Raw genomic sequence first — 14860 nt, forward strand, 5'->3', positions numbered from 1 at the left:
CCGCTTCAGAGATTGGTCTTCAGTTGCGGCACGTCGCGCGGCTTCTGCGCAAAGAGCCGCGCGAGGCCGCCCTTCTTCTCTTTCTGCGGCGCGGGCCACAACGTGTGCGCGAACGCGACGATGTCCTGCGCGAGCGCGCTGCCCTTGGCGATGCTCATGATGGGCAGCCCCTGATCCAGCGCCGCGCCCGCATGTTTGTCGTCGCGCGCGAAGCGATGCGCGACGCTCATGCCGAAGCTCTGCTCGAACGTCTGCAGGTTGACGGGCGCGTGCTTGTCGTACTGGTTCACGAGCACGCTGACCTTGCCCGTCGCGTAGCCGAGTTCGTGAAAGATGTCGAGCATGCGGCGGCCCGTGCGCAGATACAGCACGCTCTGGCGCACCAGCATGCAGATGCGGTCGCTCTGGTCGAGCACGTGAATCGCGAGCGGATTGATGCCGAGGCCGAGATCGACGATCACCGCGTCATACTGCGAGCGCGCGAGCGTCAGCACGCGTTCGAGCTGCGCGGGGCGCAACTCGCCTGCGCGGATCGGATCGCCCGCGCCCGCGAGCACGTCGAGGTTGTCGTTGACGTGCATCACGCAGGCGTCGAAGAACGCGTTGTCGAGCCGGTCGATTTGCCCACAGAGATCGGCGAGCGTCGCGGCGGGCGTCTGGTCCGACATCAGCAGGCTCGCGTCGGCGAACTGCTGGTTCGCATCGACGAGCAGCACGCGCTTGCCGCGCTGCGTCGCGAGCGCATGCGCGAGATTCATCGCGATGAAACTCGTGCCCGTTCCGCCCTTGCACGACGTCAGCGCCACGACGCGCCCTTCGCGGCGCGCGCCCGCCGTCTTCTTGCCCCACACGTGCGAAAGCTCGGCGGCGAACGCCTGCGCGTCGAGCGGCCACGGCAGCACATGGCGCACGCCTGCGCGCATGGCGGCCATCAGCAGGGCCGTCGAGGGCGCGGGCGTCACCAGCATGCAGCTCAGTTGCGGCACGTGCGCGACGGCCTCTTCGATCGATGCCATGTCTTGCGGCTCGAGACCGACATCGTCGACGATCAGCAGATCCGCCGACTTGATCGACGCCGCGTGCGTGCGCAGATGCCGCACCGAGCCGTGCACGGCCCGCACGCGATGCGCGACGCCGCATCCTTCTAGCAGTTGCTCGATATGGCGCGAGCGGTCTGGGCCCGATGAGATGAGGAGGATGTCGATCATGTTCAGTCTCCGCGTGCGGGGCGTGGGGTGTCGTGCGTCGTTTCTGTTGCGGTTGCGATTACGGTTGCGTGTGCGGCGCGCCCGATCAGTTCGAGACGGGCAGGCCGACCGCGAACACGTTGATGGGCGGCGGCGGCGTCGTGAACGACTTCGCGTAGTTCTTCTGGATCGCGTGAGCCGTCGAGCCGTCGACGCCCGCCACCGGGTCGGTGTTCATGCCCGCGTTCGGATTCAGCGTCTGCATTTCCTTCAGCTGCGAGACGGAACTGCCGAACGTCTCGTCCCAGTGCGGCGTCGAGGTCAGGCAGCCGGCGAGCGTCAGGCTCGCTGCTGCGCACAGCGACGCGCGGATCAATGTCTGGATGGTTTTCATGTCGGTCTCCCGTGTTCGTCAGATGCGCGTCGCGTTCACTGCGTGCGGCGCACGTCGTTGGCTTCGCGTGCTTCCTGGGTGCCGGACGGCGCGGCGGACTTTGCCTCGAGCGGCTGCGCGCTCACGCTCGCCGTCTGCACGGCGGCCGTATGCACGGTTCCGTCCGTCGGTTCGGTGCGCGTGACGGGCGCCGTTCCGTCGCCGTCGCTGCTGCCCGTCGAGCGCGGCGTGGCGGGCGCACGGATCGCGTCGGCAGCGGGCTGGGTGCGCTCCGGTGCCGGTACGGGCGACGGCGCCGTCGTGCCTTGCGACGTGATGACGGGTGTCAGCACCACGGGCGCAGCCGTGCCTGTCGTGGCAATCGCACCGCCCTTCACCGGGATCGGCGACGGAATCGCGGCACCCGTCGACGGCGTCATCGGCTCGGCGGCAGGCTGCGGCTTCTTGCCTTCCATGTTGCCCGTGAAGAACACGCCCGCTTCCGTGACCTTGCCGAAGTGATCGGTCGGCAGCGGATAGTTCTGCGGCAGCGGCTTCGCGAGACGCGGCGTCACGACGAACACCAGTTCCGTCTTGTCCTCCTGGAAGTTCGTGCTGCGGAACAGCGCGCCGAGCACGGGCACTTCGCCGAGGCCCGGCAGGCCCTTGAGCGTGCCCGTCACGTTGCTCTTCATCAGGCCGCCGATCGCGAAGCTCTGGCCGTCGTAGACCTGCAGCGTGGTCGACGCGCGGCGCGTCGTGATGAGGGGCAGCACGGCCGTCGTGCTGACCGTGCCCGCCGTCACGGCGACGCCCGTCGGCGACAGCTCCGACACTTCCGGCGAAACCTTCAGATTGATGCGGCCGTTATCGAGCACGGTCGGCGTGAAGGTCAAACCGACACCGAACGTTTCTTCCTGCAGGATGATCGTCGAGCCCGCTGCGCCGTTGCTTTGCGGCACCGGGATAAAGACCTTGCCGCCCGCGAGGAAGCTCGCTTCCTGGCCGCTGATCGCCATCAGGTTCGGCTCGGCAAGGACCTTGACGAGCTGGTCGGTCTTCTGCGCGTCGAACGCGAAATTCAGCGGCTTGTTGTTCGTCTTCGAGCCGATCAGCGCACCCATGCCGCCCGACAGGAAATCGGCGAGCAGGCCGAAGCTCCAGCTGCCCGTGCCGCCCTGGATGTTGGCGGCCATGCCGAGCTGGTCGATCAGCGTCTTCGACACTTCGGCCACCTTCACTTCGAGCATCACCTGCTGCGGCGCGGCCACGTGCATCATGTTGACGATGCGTTCGTTGTTGCCATTGCCCGATGCGCCCGCCGTCTTCATCACGGCGGGAATCATCGCGCCACCCTGCGCGCCTGCCCCGTTGGCGGGCGCGGCGACGGGCACGGGCGCGGTCTGGCGCGATACATAGGCGTGCGCCAGTTCGACGATGCGCTCGGCCTTCACCGAGTCGGACACGGTGCCCGTCAGCACGAGCGTGTCGGCGGCCGCCTTGACCTGCACGCCCGTCTCTTCGGGCATCAGGACGGCGAGCGTCTGCTGCAGGCCGCCGGGATCGGCGCCGACGGCGACGTCGATGATCGTGCACGAGCCGCTTCTGCCCTGCACGATCATGTTGGTCGTGCCGACATCGGTGCCGAGCAGATAGAGCGTTTGCGACGACACGAGCATCGCCTGCACGATCGACGGATTACCGACCGTGCGCGTCTTCACCGACTCGCGGATGTTGACCATCTGCGACTTGCCGACGGGAATCGTCACGCTCTGGTGATCGGCGATCGTGCCCGTGCAGTTCGGACCCCGGCCGCCCTGCGTCACGCCTGCCGCGGCCGCTGGCGCGGCGCCGCTCATGCCGATCGTCAGATGCACGGCGCCGCCGTTCGACGCCATGCTCATCGGCAGCGGCGCCTGGCCCGGCAGCCCGGCTTCCTGGCTCACGGCCTGCGTAGCGGGCAGCGCCCACAATGCGGCGCCGATCAGACCGCAGGCGCTGGCCTGCGCGAGACGCGAGCGGCGCGCAAACGTTGCGGCTTGCGTCGTAGCGCGCTCAGGCCTTGCATGCGCGCGCTGATTCTCTGTGGCATTCATGTCCTTCCCCCGTATTGGCGCCGTTGTCTGGTCTCGTCACGGCTTGCGGTTTCGCGCCTGGTTCTATGCCCGCGCTGTTGTCGCGAATTTCGTGTCGCTCAAAAACATTCCTGTCTGGCCTGCGATCCGTCGATCACGCTCACGCAGTTCGACGGCGCCCGCGCGACGATCTTGCGCACCACCGGCTTCGGCGCGGGCGCTGCCGGCGCGGGCGGCGCGGCGACGGGAATCTTCAGCAACGACGCCTTGGTCGCGCCCGCCGTCGTTGCGTCCTGCGGATCGACCTGGTTGCGCAGCACGAGCGACAGCGAACCGATGCTGCGTGCGAGGTCGATCTTTTCGGCCTGCTCGGGCGTGACTTCGAGCGTCACGGCATCGACGACCTTCGGTTTGGTTTCGTCGCGGCCCGCTTCCTGCGCGACGGCCAGAACGAGAATCTTTTCGAGCACGATCTTCGAGATGTTCTGGTCGCGTCCCTGCACCGCGCCGTCCTTGTTGTCCTTCTCGGTGTTGACGAGAATGTCGACGTAGTTGCCCGGCAGCGCGAAGCCCGCGACACCGATCACGTCGTTCACGCGCACCGTGATCGCGCGCTTGCCTTCGTTGATGACGGCCGACAGCCCGCCGAGCGTGCCCACGGGCGAGAGCTTCGCCTCCAGCACGGGTTCGCCGCGCGACAGGCTCGCCTTCAGCACGCGGCCTTCGAGCTTCTTCACATCGTTGAAGGTGCCGGGCGGCACGCTGCCGGCAGGCCAGTCGGATACCTTCAGCATGTCGGGCGAAACGCGCTGGCCGAGACTCATGTCGGCCGACGCGATCACCACCTTGGTCGTGGTCGTCGACGACTGCTGCACCATCCAGCGCGACGCGAACACCACGGCCGCAAGACCGGCCGCCGTCGCGACGACCAACATCACCAACGCGCGAGCGTTCTTCATGTCGTTCTCCTGACTCTCGCCGTCGGCGACGGCGCTCTAGGGATCGTGTTGCAGGGATTGGGCAGTGAGTCTGTCCGTCAGTCCATCAGATCGCGGTCGCGGTCCGGCGGGCTGCAGGCATCGTCTTCGTCCATGCTTGCGACGCGCTCTTGTGCGGGCAGCTGCAAGGCGGCGCGCAACGGCGCGGCTTGCTGCGCGCGGCGTTCCGCTTCGCGCTTTGCCACCCACCGCGCGACGACGAGTTCGTCGAGCAGCGCCTGCAGCGCGTATTCGCGTTCCAGCCGGCCCACTGGCGTGAGCAGCGCGCGCTGGCGCAGATAGATGGCGGGATCGGTCGTGAAGAGCAGTTCCGGCGCCGCGTCCACGTAGTACATTGCACACGCTGTGGACGCGGCCTCCGTGCGGTGTGGCCGGTTCGTGTTGCCGGCCTCGGTGCCGCTGCCGTTGTCCGCCGATGCGGGACGGCTCCCCCGTGTTGCCGATGTATAGGCATTGGCCGTCTTGCGGCCTGAATCGTTCGTCTTCATCACTTCCCCCGTATCTGGCCGGCCTTCCTGCGAAGGCTCTTTCCAGGTGGACGACCCCGCGTCCACACCCCGTTTCTGGATCTGCTTCAAGCCTTTCTGCGAAGGCTCTGTGCTGCTGCTTCTCTTGTCACTGCCGCTGCGTTTTTTTTACTGGTTCTGGTGGGCTTCGGCTGTTGTCCGCCGTTCGCCTCTTGTTGTCGGTCGCTCATGCTGTTTGTCGTTATGCACTGCCGTCCTGCCCTGATTCACCTGCTGGCCCCGCCGCTGCTTCCCCGTAGAAATCCGTTTATTCGCTGCTTGCCCCGTACCGCGTGACTCATTGTTCTTTTGCTTGCCGCTTCGTCACACGTTCACGAACAGCGACAGCATCGTGCCGATCGCGATGGCTACGCCGTATGGCAGCGTGCCCGTCGTCGGCCGTCTGGTTCTCGTGTTGCCCGTACCCTGCTCGCTGCCGCCCGCTGCGCCGCCCGACGACACTGACACGTCGATCAGCACGGCAGCCATGTTGTGCAGCCCGGCGCGCACTTGCCGATGCCGCAGCATCTCCGCCAGCGCCCAGACGCCGCCAACCATGCACACCATCAACGCAGCGTCGAAAGCGCCGCTCGCACCGCAAAAACATCCGACTGCCGCCATCAGCTTCACATCGCCCGCGCCCATCATCCGCAGCAGATAACCGGGTAGGAGCACCGCGCCGCCGACGAGCAGGCCGCCACCCCACAACTGCATCCCGTCGATGGCGCCATGCAGCGCGCACTGCACGACGAGTCCCGCGCCCAGACCGATGACGACCAGCCAGTTCGGAATGCGCCGCGCATGGATGTCGTAGATCGCTGCCATCACGACCAGCGCCAACACGCAGGGACCCACCGGAAAAGGTACGCCGTTCATCGAAAGCTCCGTTAGCTGGATACGTCTGGTGGACTTTGCCGGCGGCCGCTGCCCTGCCTCGAACGCTCGCCGTAGCGAGACAGGGCTGCGGACTGGCTTGCTCGACTGCCTCAGCCGCCGTCCACTAACCCGCGGCCACGGCTGCGAGCTTGTCCACGATGGTGGTGAAGACGGTCCGCAGATTGGTGCCGAGCGTCGTGACCGTCGTGATGACTGCCACGGCGATCAAGCCAGCCAGCAGGCCGTATTCGATTGCCGACACGCCGTCTTCTTCGCGCAGGAATTGCTGGATTGCATTCTTCATGGAGTCCCCCGTAACCTGTTAGCCGACATTCGGCCGCCGTCCCGCCGTCCGTTAGTCCGTTAACCCGCTGCTACTGCGGCGAGCTTGTTCGAGATGGTGGTGAAAACGGTCCGCAGATTGGTGCCGAGCGTCGTGACCGTGGTGATGACTGCCACGGCGATCAAACCAGCCAGCAGGCCGTATTCGATTGCCGACACGCCGTCTTCTTCGCGCAGAAATTGAGTGATTGCATTCTTCATGGTGTCCCCCGTAGCCTGTTAGCCGAATTCAACCGCCGTCCGTTAGTCCGTTAACCCGCTGCTACTGCGGCGAGCTTGTTCGAGATGGTGGTGAAAACAGTCCTCAGGTTGGTGCCGAGCGTCGTGACCGTCGTGATGACTGCCACGGCGATCAAACCAGCCAGCAGGCCGTATTCGATTGCCGACACGCCGTCTTCTTCGCGCAGAAACTGATTGATTGCGTTCTTCATGATTTCCCCCGTAGGAAATGAGATGTCACATAGCCGTCGCGCCCCATGCGCGTTGGCCAATCAAACCGCCCTTTCGGACGGATACAACCGGCAAGTGCCGCCGAAGGTGTCGTCATGGTCGCGAATGGCCGTACACCGTACGAACCATTCGCGCCACTTTCTACCGACGTCCGCCCCCCATTGGCTCCGCCGCCCCCACAGTCGCATGTGGCAAACCCCGGCCGCGACTGCGAAGTTCTGTGCTGCTGTCGGAGACTTCCTTTGGCCTTGCTTTCCGGCAGCAGCGATTTCGTCGTGACTGCCATATCGCAACGGGTATGCCATGTGCCCGCAAACCCTTGTCGCGCCGTGATCGGGCTGGCGCGGCACGTGGTTTTTCAGGGGCTGGCGGTTCGCGATGTTGCGAACCCGTAACGTGATTTCGAAGCGCGGCGCGCATGTGCGCCAGGCCACATGGCCAACCGAACACGGTCAAAGATGCGACGAATCGGGCCGCAAAGCCCGATGGCAATGGCTTCCCGGTCAGAACTACCGGTCACCGGGAAGCACTGATCGGTCTGAAGAACCGATTGCCGGATGTGTCGCAGAGTTGAGACGGCGCGAAAAGCGCCGCTGCGAGCGCGGCGCGGCCTTGTGGCGCAAGGCGCCACGTACGAGCCCCCACGTGCACGCGCACGCAAATGCTCCGGGTCGCAAACGATTCAAGCGCAGGTAGAAATTGCAGAAGGGTGAATCTGCATCCTGATTTACGCTTATATAAAGCCCCTACCCATTCATTTATCTTTGTTTTTACTGTGCATTTCATGCGACGATAACTTCGTGTTGCGAAGCATGTGCGCGGCGCAAAGGCATCCCGACATTGCGGCATTCATGACCCGCATGTAGAAGAACACGAAAAACGCTCAGGTTCGCGCAGGCGACCCTCAAAAGACCACATCGTTTTGCCGTAGTACAAGGATCACTGACCTTGTCGCGCGATGCGCAAGGGCGACGTCCACTACCGGGGGGTAACATGAGTTCCACTTCCACAACGGGCGCTTCAGACCGCACTGTGCTCTGTGTGGCATCCACGCCCGACGAAGCGCTCGCAGCCTTCCTCGGCGCGGCGGGATGGCAGGTCGTGCACGCCAGAAACACGGCCGCTGCGGAAAAGCTGCTCGATCGCGGCGACATCAAGGTCGGCCTTGTCACGCTGCCCGACGACGTCACGCAGCAGCAGCTCTCGGCGCTCGAAGCCTGCATGCGCCACGGTGAGGCAAACTGGATCGCGCAGATCGCGCCCGGCCACGCCACCGACGATCTCACCAGCCGCTTCATCCTCGACTACTGCTTCGACTTCGTCACCGCGCCGTGCATGAACGACCGGCTGATCTTCGCGCTCGGCCACGCGCACGGCCTGTCGAATCTGCGCCGTGCGAGCTTCCGGCCACAGCCGTCGCTGGGCGCGCACGGCATGGTCGGCCATTGCGAGCCGATGCAAAAGCTGTATCGCCGGATCGACAAATGCGCGCAGACGGACGCGCCCGTGTTCATCGCGGGCGAGTCGGGCACGGGCAAGGAACTGACGGCACGCGCGGTGCACGACGGCTCGGCGCGCGCGCAGCAGGCGTTCGTCGCGATCAATTGCGCGGCGATTCCGCCTACCCTGTTGCAAGCCGAACTGTTCGGCCATGAGCGCGGCGCGTTCACGGGCGCGCTGCAACGCAAGATCGGCCGGATCGAGCATGCGCACGGCGGTACGTTGTTCCTCGACGAAATCGGCGATATGCCGCACGAATGCCAGGCCGTGCTGCTGCGCTTCCTGCAGGAAGGCACGATCGAGCGCCTGGGCGGCAACGCCTCCGTCAAGGTCGACGTGCGCGTGATCTCGGCGACGCACGTGAATCTCGAAGCCGCCGTGAAGGACGGACGCTTCCGCGCCGACCTGTATCACCGGCTGTGCGTGCTGCGGCTCGATGAGCCGCCGCTGCGCGAGCGCGGCAGCGACATCCGCCTGCTCGCCGACTACGCGCTCAGCATGTATCGGCAGGACGGCACGCATAAGATTCGCGGCTTTTCCAGCGGCGCGGTAGTGTCGATGTCGAACTACGACTGGCCCGGCAACGTGCGCGAGCTGATCAACTGCGTGCGGCGGGCCGTCGTGATGACGGAAGGACGCTTCATTACGGAAACCGATCTCGGCTTGCCGGAAGTGTCCGGCGTGCGCGCAAAGACGCTTGCCGAAATCCGCACCCAGGCGGAAATCGAGGCGATCGAAGAAGCGCTGCGGCGGCACGGGCACAACCTGTCGGGCGCGGCGGCCGATCTCGGCGTGTCGCGCGCCACGCTCTACCGGCTGATGAACGCAAACCGGATGAACCCGGATGCGAACGCGATGCGCTCGATGCGCCGTGCCAGCGGCGAAGGCCGCACCGATGGCGGCACGGACGGCAGCTCGGACGACGGCGACGACAGCGATTCGGGCTCGCACAGGGCGCGCGCTGTCGCGGCGGTATCGGTGGGCTGAGTCGTTTTTTCCTTTGAGTCTCTTTGCTTGAGTCACGCTGCGGCCTTCGCGCCGTTCGGTTCGCCGTCCCGTCGACGCTGAACGGCGCGGCGCCAAATGTGTCCATTGCATTGTCGATCGCATCGCAATGGAGTGGACACCCCTCATGTCCGACCGCGCTTCTCTCGACCGCGCGCGCGGCGAGCCGCACGCCTTCCCCGCCCAGGCCAGCCCGTGCGACGATCTCGCGATCCGCGCGCAACCCGCCGCCCGGACGCCGTGCCGCCGCAAGCGCCTCGCGCTCGGCGCGACCATACTCGGCTCCAGCATGGCGTTCATCGACGGCTCCGTCGTCAATGTCGCGCTCCCTGCCATTCAGACCGAACTCGGCGCGAGCGTCGCAGCGATGCAATGGGTCGTCAACGCGTATCTGCTGCTGCTCGGGTCGCTGGTCCTGGTTGGCGGCGCGCTGGGCGACAAGCTCGGGCAGCGCAACGTGTTCGTCGCGGGCATCGTGCTGTTCACGGCGGCGTCGGCGGCATGCGGACTCGCGCCGGAGCCCGCCGCGCTGATCGCGGCGCGCGCGGTGCAAGGCGCGGGCGCGGCGCTGCTGGTGCCGGGCAGTCTTGCGATCATCGGCGCCGTGTTCGACGAGCGCGAGCGCGGCCGGGCGATCGGCACGTGGGCCGGCTTCGGCGCCATCACGTCGGCGCTCGGGCCCGTCGCAGGCGGCTGGCTCGTCGATGCGTTCTCGTGGCGCGCCATCTTCTATCTGAACGTGCCGATTGCAGCCGTCACGGTGGCGCTCGCGCTGTCGTCGATACCGGCGGGCGGCGGCATCCGCGCGTCGCAGCGCCTCGACTGGCCGGGTGCGCTGACGGCGGCGCTGGGGCTCGGCCTGCTGACGTACGGCCTCACGCTCGCGTCGTCGCACGGTTTTGGCGATGCGATCGTGATCGGCATGATCGCGGGCGGACTGGCTCTGTGCGCCGCGTTCGTCGCCATCGAAGCGCACAGCCACGACCCGATGATGCCGCTCGATGTGTTTCATTCGCGAGATTTCAGCGGCGCGAACCTCGTCACGCTGCTGCTGTATTTCGGCCTGGGCGGCGCGCTGTTCTTTCTGCCGTTCACGCTGATTCGCGCGCATGGCTACACGGCGACGCAAGCGGGCGCGGCGCTGCTGCCCGTGCCCGTGGTCATCGGCGTGCTGTCGCGCTTCACGGGCGGCCTGGCCGCGCGTTACGGGCCGCGCCGGCTGCTGACGGCGGGCCCCGTGATCGCGGCAGCCGGCTTTGCGCTGCTCGCGCTGCCCGGCTGTCTCGACATCGACCGCGCGCGCTACTGGACGAGCTTCTTCCCCGCGCTCGCCGTGCTCGGCCTCGGCATGACGATCACAGTCGCGCCGCTCACGACGGCTGTGATGACGTCCGTCACCACCGCTCGCACGGGCGTCGCGTCGGGCATCAACAATGCCGTCGCGCGGATTGCGAGCCTGCTGGCGATCGCGGTGCTCGGCATCGTGTTCGTCTGGTCGCACGATGCAGCGTTGTCGAAGCGGCTCGAACAGTTGAACATTCCCGCCGACCTGCATCGCGAAGGGCAGCTTGCGCCGGATGCGATGATGGGCGCGCATGCCGTGCCCGCTGAAATCGTCGCCGCACAGTCCGATGCCGTCGACGCAGGGCTGCGCGCCGTCGCGCTGGTGTCGGCGCTATGCGCGCTGCTGGGCGCGGCGTGCGCGGCGTTAACGATTCATGGCCAGACGAAGCCGCAGGATGCGCCGTAACGCATGGCTCATCGACACTTCAAGCCAGCCTGAAACATCGCGCGCTGCGTGTCGCGGATACTGACCGTCATCCACTCAACTGCAACGACGACCGAGGCCTCCATGACGATCACCTGTTTCATCCGCTATCAGATCGATCCGTTCCAGCGCGACGCGTTCCGTCACTACGCGGAGAACTGGGGAGAAATCATTCCGCGCTGCGGCGGCCATCTGCTCGGCTATTTCCTGCCGCACGAGGGGACCAACGACATCGCGTGGGGCCTGATTGCGTTCGACAGCCTCGCCGCTTACGAAGCGTATCGCGCGCGGCTGCGCACCGATCCCGCAGCGCTCGAGAACTTCGGCATGGCGCAGGCCAAACGCTTCATCCTGCGCGAGGAACGGACCTTCACGGAAGTCGTCGACGGGACGCTCGGCAAGCCCGCGCACCCCGCTCGCACGTAACGCGCCAGCACCGCCATCGCACTGCGCAATAGGACAAAAAGGCACGAAAAAGCCTGCATCGCACGCATTCATGCGCGTTCGATCATTGGATTTGCCGCTTTGCGGAACTTATCGTGCGCCGCCGGGGTCGCTTTACTTTCCCAGTCGAATCGTGGTGGCTCCGGCGCCGCATCGCGTCCAGCCGTACGCGCATCGCCGCCGACCACCGGCCCTACATGCGCAAATTTTTCCTGATCTGTCTGCTCGCGCTGTTCTGCGCGCCCGCCTTCTCCGCCGTGACGGCCACGACGACCGCGTCCGGCGCGTCCGCCACCACCGTCACGCTGACGCCCGACCAGGCCCGTCAGGCACTGCAGGTACTGAACGACCCCAAAAAACGCGCGCAGATCGAAGACACGCTGACGGCCATCGCCGCCGCGGGCGTGCTCGCGACGCCCGATGTGCCGGCTTCGGGCGCATCGGCGACGGCGGCGACGGACGTCGCGTCGGGCGCGAGCGTGACCACCGCGCTCAAGTCGAACGGACTCGCATCGCAACTGGTTCGCCAGGGTGCGCACTGGATCACGCAAGGCGGCATGACGCTCAAGCGCTCGGCCACGGTGCTGCTCGACACGTCGTCGGCGCGCTACTGGTGGAACGTGCAGCTTTCCGATCCGCACGAGCGAGCCCGCGTGTTCGGCGTGCTGCTCGCGCTGATCGGCACGCTGGTGCCCGCGATCGCGCTCGAATGGCTTGCGCGGCGACTGCTGCGCCGGGCGCGCGCCGCGATCATCCTGCGGCGCGAGGCACGCGAAGCGCGTGAGGCTCGCGAGCACGCGCGTGAAACGGCGGCATCGGATGCTGCTGCTTCAGATGCCGCTGCCAAAGCCACCGCCGAGGCCACGGAAGCCGCCGCAGCACAGGCGGCAGCCGGCGTTGCGGCGAGCCCCGCCGCGCCGTCGATGTCGATGTCGACGCCGCCCAGGTCGTCGGCTGAATCGCCGCAGCCAAAACCCGACAAACCCGACAACCAGCAAAAGGAAGCGCGCAGCAAGCGCCAGGCGGAACATCACTGGACCACGCTGCAGCGTCTGCCGAGCGCGGCGCTGCAACTGCTGTTGCGGATGCTGCCGCTCGTCGTGTTCGTCGCGGCCGCGAGCGCGCTGATGTCGATCTTCACCGACGACGGCACGGTTCAGGACGCGGCGCTCAACGGCCTGATCGACCTGTACATGATCTGCCGCGCGATCGTCATTGCCGCGGGCTTTTTCCTGCAGCCGGATGCGCCGGGACTGCGTCTGTTGCGCGTGCCCGATAGCTGGGCGCTGTTCATGCAGCGCTGGGTGATTCGCGTCGTCAGCGTGATCGGCGCGGGCGGCGCGCTGATCCAGATCGCCACCGCGCTCGGCCTGAGCGATGCGGCGCATCTGCCCCTCGTCAAGCTGCTGGCGCTGGTCGGGCACGTGATGGTGTCGATCATGATCCTGCAATGCCGCGCGCCGATTTCCGCGCTGCTGCGCGAGCGCACCGGCGAGACGGACGCCGACAGCCAGCGCACCGTGACGATGCTGGCGCACGGGCTGATCGACATGTGGGCGTGGGTGGCCGTGTTCATCGTGATGGCGCTTTGGTTCGTGTGGGCGCTCGACGTGCATAACGGCTACCGCACGCTGCTGCACCTGGGCGGCCTGTCGCTCGCCGTGCTGGTGGCCGCGCGCGTGGTGGCGATCGTGCTGTTCGGCGCGCTCGGGCGGCTCTTTCATGTCGAAGAAGGCGAGCAGCGTTCGCTGATTCACCAGCACGCGTACCGCTACTATCCGTTGATCCGGCGCGTCATCTCGGCGCTCGTGGTGTTCGTCACCGCGCTCGTGCTGCTGCAGCTGTGGGGACTCGACGTGTGGCAGTTCTTCCGGCCCGGTGCGATCGGCCACCGGCTGACGTCGGCCATCGTCACGATCTGCGTGTCCGCCGTGATTGCGCTGGTGGTATGGGAGATCGCCAATGTGTCCGTCGAGAAGCGCCTCGCGCAGTGGACCAGAAGCGGCGACCTGATGCGCGCCGCGCGGCTTCGCACGCTGGTGCCGATGCTGCGCTCGGCGTTGTTCGTGGTGATCGCGCTGGTCGTCGTGATGACGGGTCTGAGCGAACTCGGCGTGAACACCGCGCCGCTGCTCGCGAGCGCCAGCATCTTCGGCGTCGCGCTCGGCTTCGGTTCGCAAAAGCTGGTGCAGGATTTCATCACGGGGATTTTCCTGCTGATGGAGAACGCGATGCAGGTCGGCGACTGGGTGACGCTCGCGGGCGTATCCGGCACGGTCGAATATCTGTCGATCCGCACGGTGCGTCTGCGCGGCGGCGACGGCTCGCTGTACACGGTGCCGTTCAGTTCGGTATCGACGGTGAATAACACGAATCGCGGGCTCGGCAATGCGGCCGTTCGGGTCAGCATCGCGTACGGCCAGGACGTCGACCTCGCGATCTCGACGCTCAAGGAAATCGGCGCCGCGCTGCGCGAGGACGAGCAGTTCAAGGACGGCATCCTGTCCGACTTCAGCTTCTGGGGCGTCGATGCCGTCGATGGCGCGGCCGTCACGCTCGCCGGCCAGATTCAATGCCGCGACTCGTCGCGCTGGCCCGTGCAGCGCGAATTCAACCGGCGCATCTTCGACACGTTCCGCGCGAAGGGCATCGAGATTGCGAACCCGCAGCGCAGCATGCTGGTCGCGGCCAATCCCTCGCCAGGCAGTCCCGGTTCCGCCGACGACGACCTCGAAGGCCCGCCGCGTCCGTCGAGCACGCCGGATGACGCGCAGGTGCAGAAGCCCTCACCGAAGGTGGCGCGGCACTGAGTTTGCAACCACCCGCTGCCGCGCTCATGACGAATGCTCGACGCCAAGCAACCGCGCGTCGAGCAGATCGGCGAGCGCCTCGCCGCCCCGCTGCATCACGTAATCGTGATTCCATTTGAAGAACGGGCGCGCGAGCGGCGCAAGCAGATTCATCCAGCCGCGTTGCGTGCGCACGCGCCATTCGTAGCGCACGACCGTCGCTTCGCCGTGCGTCGAGAACTGCCAGCGTCCCGTGCCTTCCACGTCGCCGCACGCTTCGCCTTCGAGCACCGCAAGTGGCTCGACGCGGGTCACGCGCATGTCGAACGCGACGCGATACGGCAAGCGCCCCTTCCATGTATAGCGATGCAAGGCGCCGACGCCGTCGCTGGCGCCCGCCTCCACTTCGATCACGCGCTCGACACAGGTCCACCATTGCGGCCAGCGCGCCGGATCGTGGATGGCATCCCATACGGCCTGTAGCGGCGCGTCGACGCGCCAGATCGTCGTGAAACGGTATTCGCCTGCGCGCACGGGTTGCCTCCTG

At 66.5% G+C, this 14860-nt stretch carries 14 protein-coding genes; 4 read left to right on the forward strand and 10 right to left on the reverse strand.

The window, feature by feature from the left end:
- Positions 1–5: 5 nt before the first annotated feature.
- From PPGU16_RS19475 to PPGU16_RS19515, 9 genes are all read right to left on the reverse strand, one after another.
- Positions 6–1208 (reverse strand): CpaE/TadZ family protein, encoded by a 1203-nt coding sequence (locus tag PPGU16_RS19475; RefSeq protein ID WP_180724420.1) that lies wholly within the window; start codon positions 1206–1208, stop codon positions 6–8.
- Positions 1209–1293: 85 nt separating this feature from the next.
- Positions 1294–1581, reverse strand: a complete 288-nt coding sequence (locus PPGU16_RS19480) for a cyclin family protein (RefSeq protein ID WP_180724421.1) — start codon at positions 1579–1581, stop codon at positions 1294–1296.
- Positions 1582–1616: 35 nt separating this feature from the next.
- Complete coding sequence (locus PPGU16_RS19485; protein ID WP_180724422.1) at positions 1617–3656, reverse strand: type II and III secretion system protein family protein; 2040 nt, start codon at positions 3654–3656, stop codon at positions 1617–1619.
- Positions 3657–3754: 98 nt separating this feature from the next.
- Positions 3755–4594, reverse strand: a complete 840-nt coding sequence (cpaB, locus tag PPGU16_RS19490) for a Flp pilus assembly protein CpaB (RefSeq protein ID WP_180724423.1) — start codon at positions 4592–4594, stop codon at positions 3755–3757.
- Between the two features lie 77 nt (positions 4595–4671).
- On the reverse strand, positions 4672–5121 hold the full coding sequence (locus tag PPGU16_RS19495) for a hypothetical protein (RefSeq protein ID WP_243460634.1): 450 nt from the start codon (positions 5119–5121) through the stop codon (positions 4672–4674).
- 342 nt (positions 5122–5463) lie between these two features.
- Positions 5464–6015 (reverse strand): A24 family peptidase, encoded by a 552-nt coding sequence (locus tag PPGU16_RS19500; protein WP_180724424.1) that lies wholly within the window; start codon positions 6013–6015, stop codon positions 5464–5466.
- 124 nt (positions 6016–6139) lie between these two features.
- Positions 6140–6319 (reverse strand): Flp family type IVb pilin, encoded by a 180-nt coding sequence (locus tag PPGU16_RS19505; RefSeq protein WP_180724425.1) that lies wholly within the window; start codon positions 6317–6319, stop codon positions 6140–6142.
- Between the two features lie 59 nt (positions 6320–6378).
- Positions 6379–6558 carry a Flp family type IVb pilin gene (locus PPGU16_RS19510; protein WP_180724426.1) on the reverse strand — a complete coding sequence of 60 codons (180 nt, stop codon included), beginning with the start codon at positions 6556–6558 and terminating at the stop codon, positions 6379–6381.
- A 50-nt stretch (positions 6559–6608) separates the two neighbouring features.
- Positions 6609–6788, reverse strand: coding sequence for a Flp family type IVb pilin (locus PPGU16_RS19515; RefSeq protein WP_180724427.1), 180 nt, complete (start codon positions 6786–6788; stop codon positions 6609–6611).
- A gap of 1012 nt (positions 6789–7800) precedes the next feature.
- Between PPGU16_RS19515 and PPGU16_RS19520 the strand changes: the two genes are divergently transcribed.
- The 4 genes from PPGU16_RS19520 to PPGU16_RS19535 all read left to right on the forward strand — a co-directional run bounded on the left by PPGU16_RS19520 (position 7801) and on the right by PPGU16_RS19535 (position 14334).
- Positions 7801–9294: a sigma-54 dependent transcriptional regulator gene (locus tag PPGU16_RS19520; protein WP_180724428.1), complete on the forward strand. Its 1494-nt coding sequence runs from the start codon at positions 7801–7803 to the stop codon at positions 9292–9294.
- 145 nt (positions 9295–9439) lie between these two features.
- Positions 9440–11062 carry an MFS transporter gene (locus PPGU16_RS19525; RefSeq protein WP_180724429.1) on the forward strand — a complete coding sequence of 541 codons (1623 nt, stop codon included), beginning with the start codon at positions 9440–9442 and terminating at the stop codon, positions 11060–11062.
- 102 nt (positions 11063–11164) lie between these two features.
- Positions 11165–11506 (forward strand): NIPSNAP family protein, encoded by a 342-nt coding sequence (locus PPGU16_RS19530; protein WP_180724430.1) that lies wholly within the window; start codon positions 11165–11167, stop codon positions 11504–11506.
- A 215-nt stretch (positions 11507–11721) separates the two neighbouring features.
- Positions 11722–14334 (forward strand): mechanosensitive ion channel domain-containing protein, encoded by a 2613-nt coding sequence (locus PPGU16_RS19535; protein WP_180724431.1) that lies wholly within the window; start codon positions 11722–11724, stop codon positions 14332–14334.
- Positions 14335–14358: 24 nt separating this feature from the next.
- Here the strand turns inward: PPGU16_RS19535 and PPGU16_RS19540 are convergent, their stop codons facing one another.
- Entirely contained in the window at positions 14359–14847 is a 489-nt protein-coding gene (locus PPGU16_RS19540; protein ID WP_180724432.1) for an SRPBCC family protein, read from the reverse strand.
- Positions 14848–14860: the final 13 nt, after the last annotated feature.

This window comes from Paraburkholderia largidicola (assembly GCF_013426895.1).
Classification (GTDB): Bacteria; Pseudomonadota; Gammaproteobacteria; order Burkholderiales; family Burkholderiaceae; genus Paraburkholderia; species Paraburkholderia largidicola.

What these genes read in the sequence shown, in the direction of transcription:
- PPGU16_RS19525 (WP_180724429.1), top strand. Translation starts at nt 9,440, where the DNA reads ATGTCCGACCGCGCTTCTCTCGACCGCGCGCGCGGCGAGCCGCACGCC.
- PPGU16_RS19485 (WP_180724422.1), bottom strand. Translation starts at nt 3,656, where the DNA reads ATGAATGCCACAGAGAATCAGCGCGCGCATGCAAGGCCTGAGCGCGCT.
- PPGU16_RS19535 (WP_180724431.1), top strand. Translation starts at nt 11,722, where the DNA reads ATGCGCAAATTTTTCCTGATCTGTCTGCTCGCGCTGTTCTGCGCGCCC.
- PPGU16_RS19475 (WP_180724420.1), bottom strand. Translation starts at nt 1,208, where the DNA reads ATGATCGACATCCTCCTCATCTCATCGGGCCCAGACCGCTCGCGCCAT.
- PPGU16_RS19530 (WP_180724430.1), top strand. Translation starts at nt 11,165, where the DNA reads ATGACGATCACCTGTTTCATCCGCTATCAGATCGATCCGTTCCAGCGC.
- PPGU16_RS19495 (WP_243460634.1), bottom strand. Translation starts at nt 5,121, where the DNA reads ATGAAGACGAACGATTCAGGCCGCAAGACGGCCAATGCCTATACATCG.
- PPGU16_RS19480 (WP_180724421.1), bottom strand. Translation starts at nt 1,581, where the DNA reads ATGAAAACCATCCAGACATTGATCCGCGCGTCGCTGTGCGCAGCAGCG.
- PPGU16_RS19500 (WP_180724424.1), bottom strand. Translation starts at nt 6,015, where the DNA reads ATGAACGGCGTACCTTTTCCGGTGGGTCCCTGCGTGTTGGCGCTGGTC.
- PPGU16_RS19515 (WP_180724427.1), bottom strand. Translation starts at nt 6,788, where the DNA reads ATGAAGAACGCAATCAATCAGTTTCTGCGCGAAGAAGACGGCGTGTCG.
- PPGU16_RS19520 (WP_180724428.1), top strand. Translation starts at nt 7,801, where the DNA reads ATGAGTTCCACTTCCACAACGGGCGCTTCAGACCGCACTGTGCTCTGT.
- PPGU16_RS19505 (WP_180724425.1), bottom strand. Translation starts at nt 6,319, where the DNA reads ATGAAGAATGCAATCCAGCAATTCCTGCGCGAAGAAGACGGCGTGTCG.
- PPGU16_RS19510 (WP_180724426.1), bottom strand. Translation starts at nt 6,558, where the DNA reads ATGAAGAATGCAATCACTCAATTTCTGCGCGAAGAAGACGGCGTGTCG.
- cpaB (WP_180724423.1), bottom strand. Translation starts at nt 4,594, where the DNA reads ATGAAGAACGCTCGCGCGTTGGTGATGTTGGTCGTCGCGACGGCGGCC.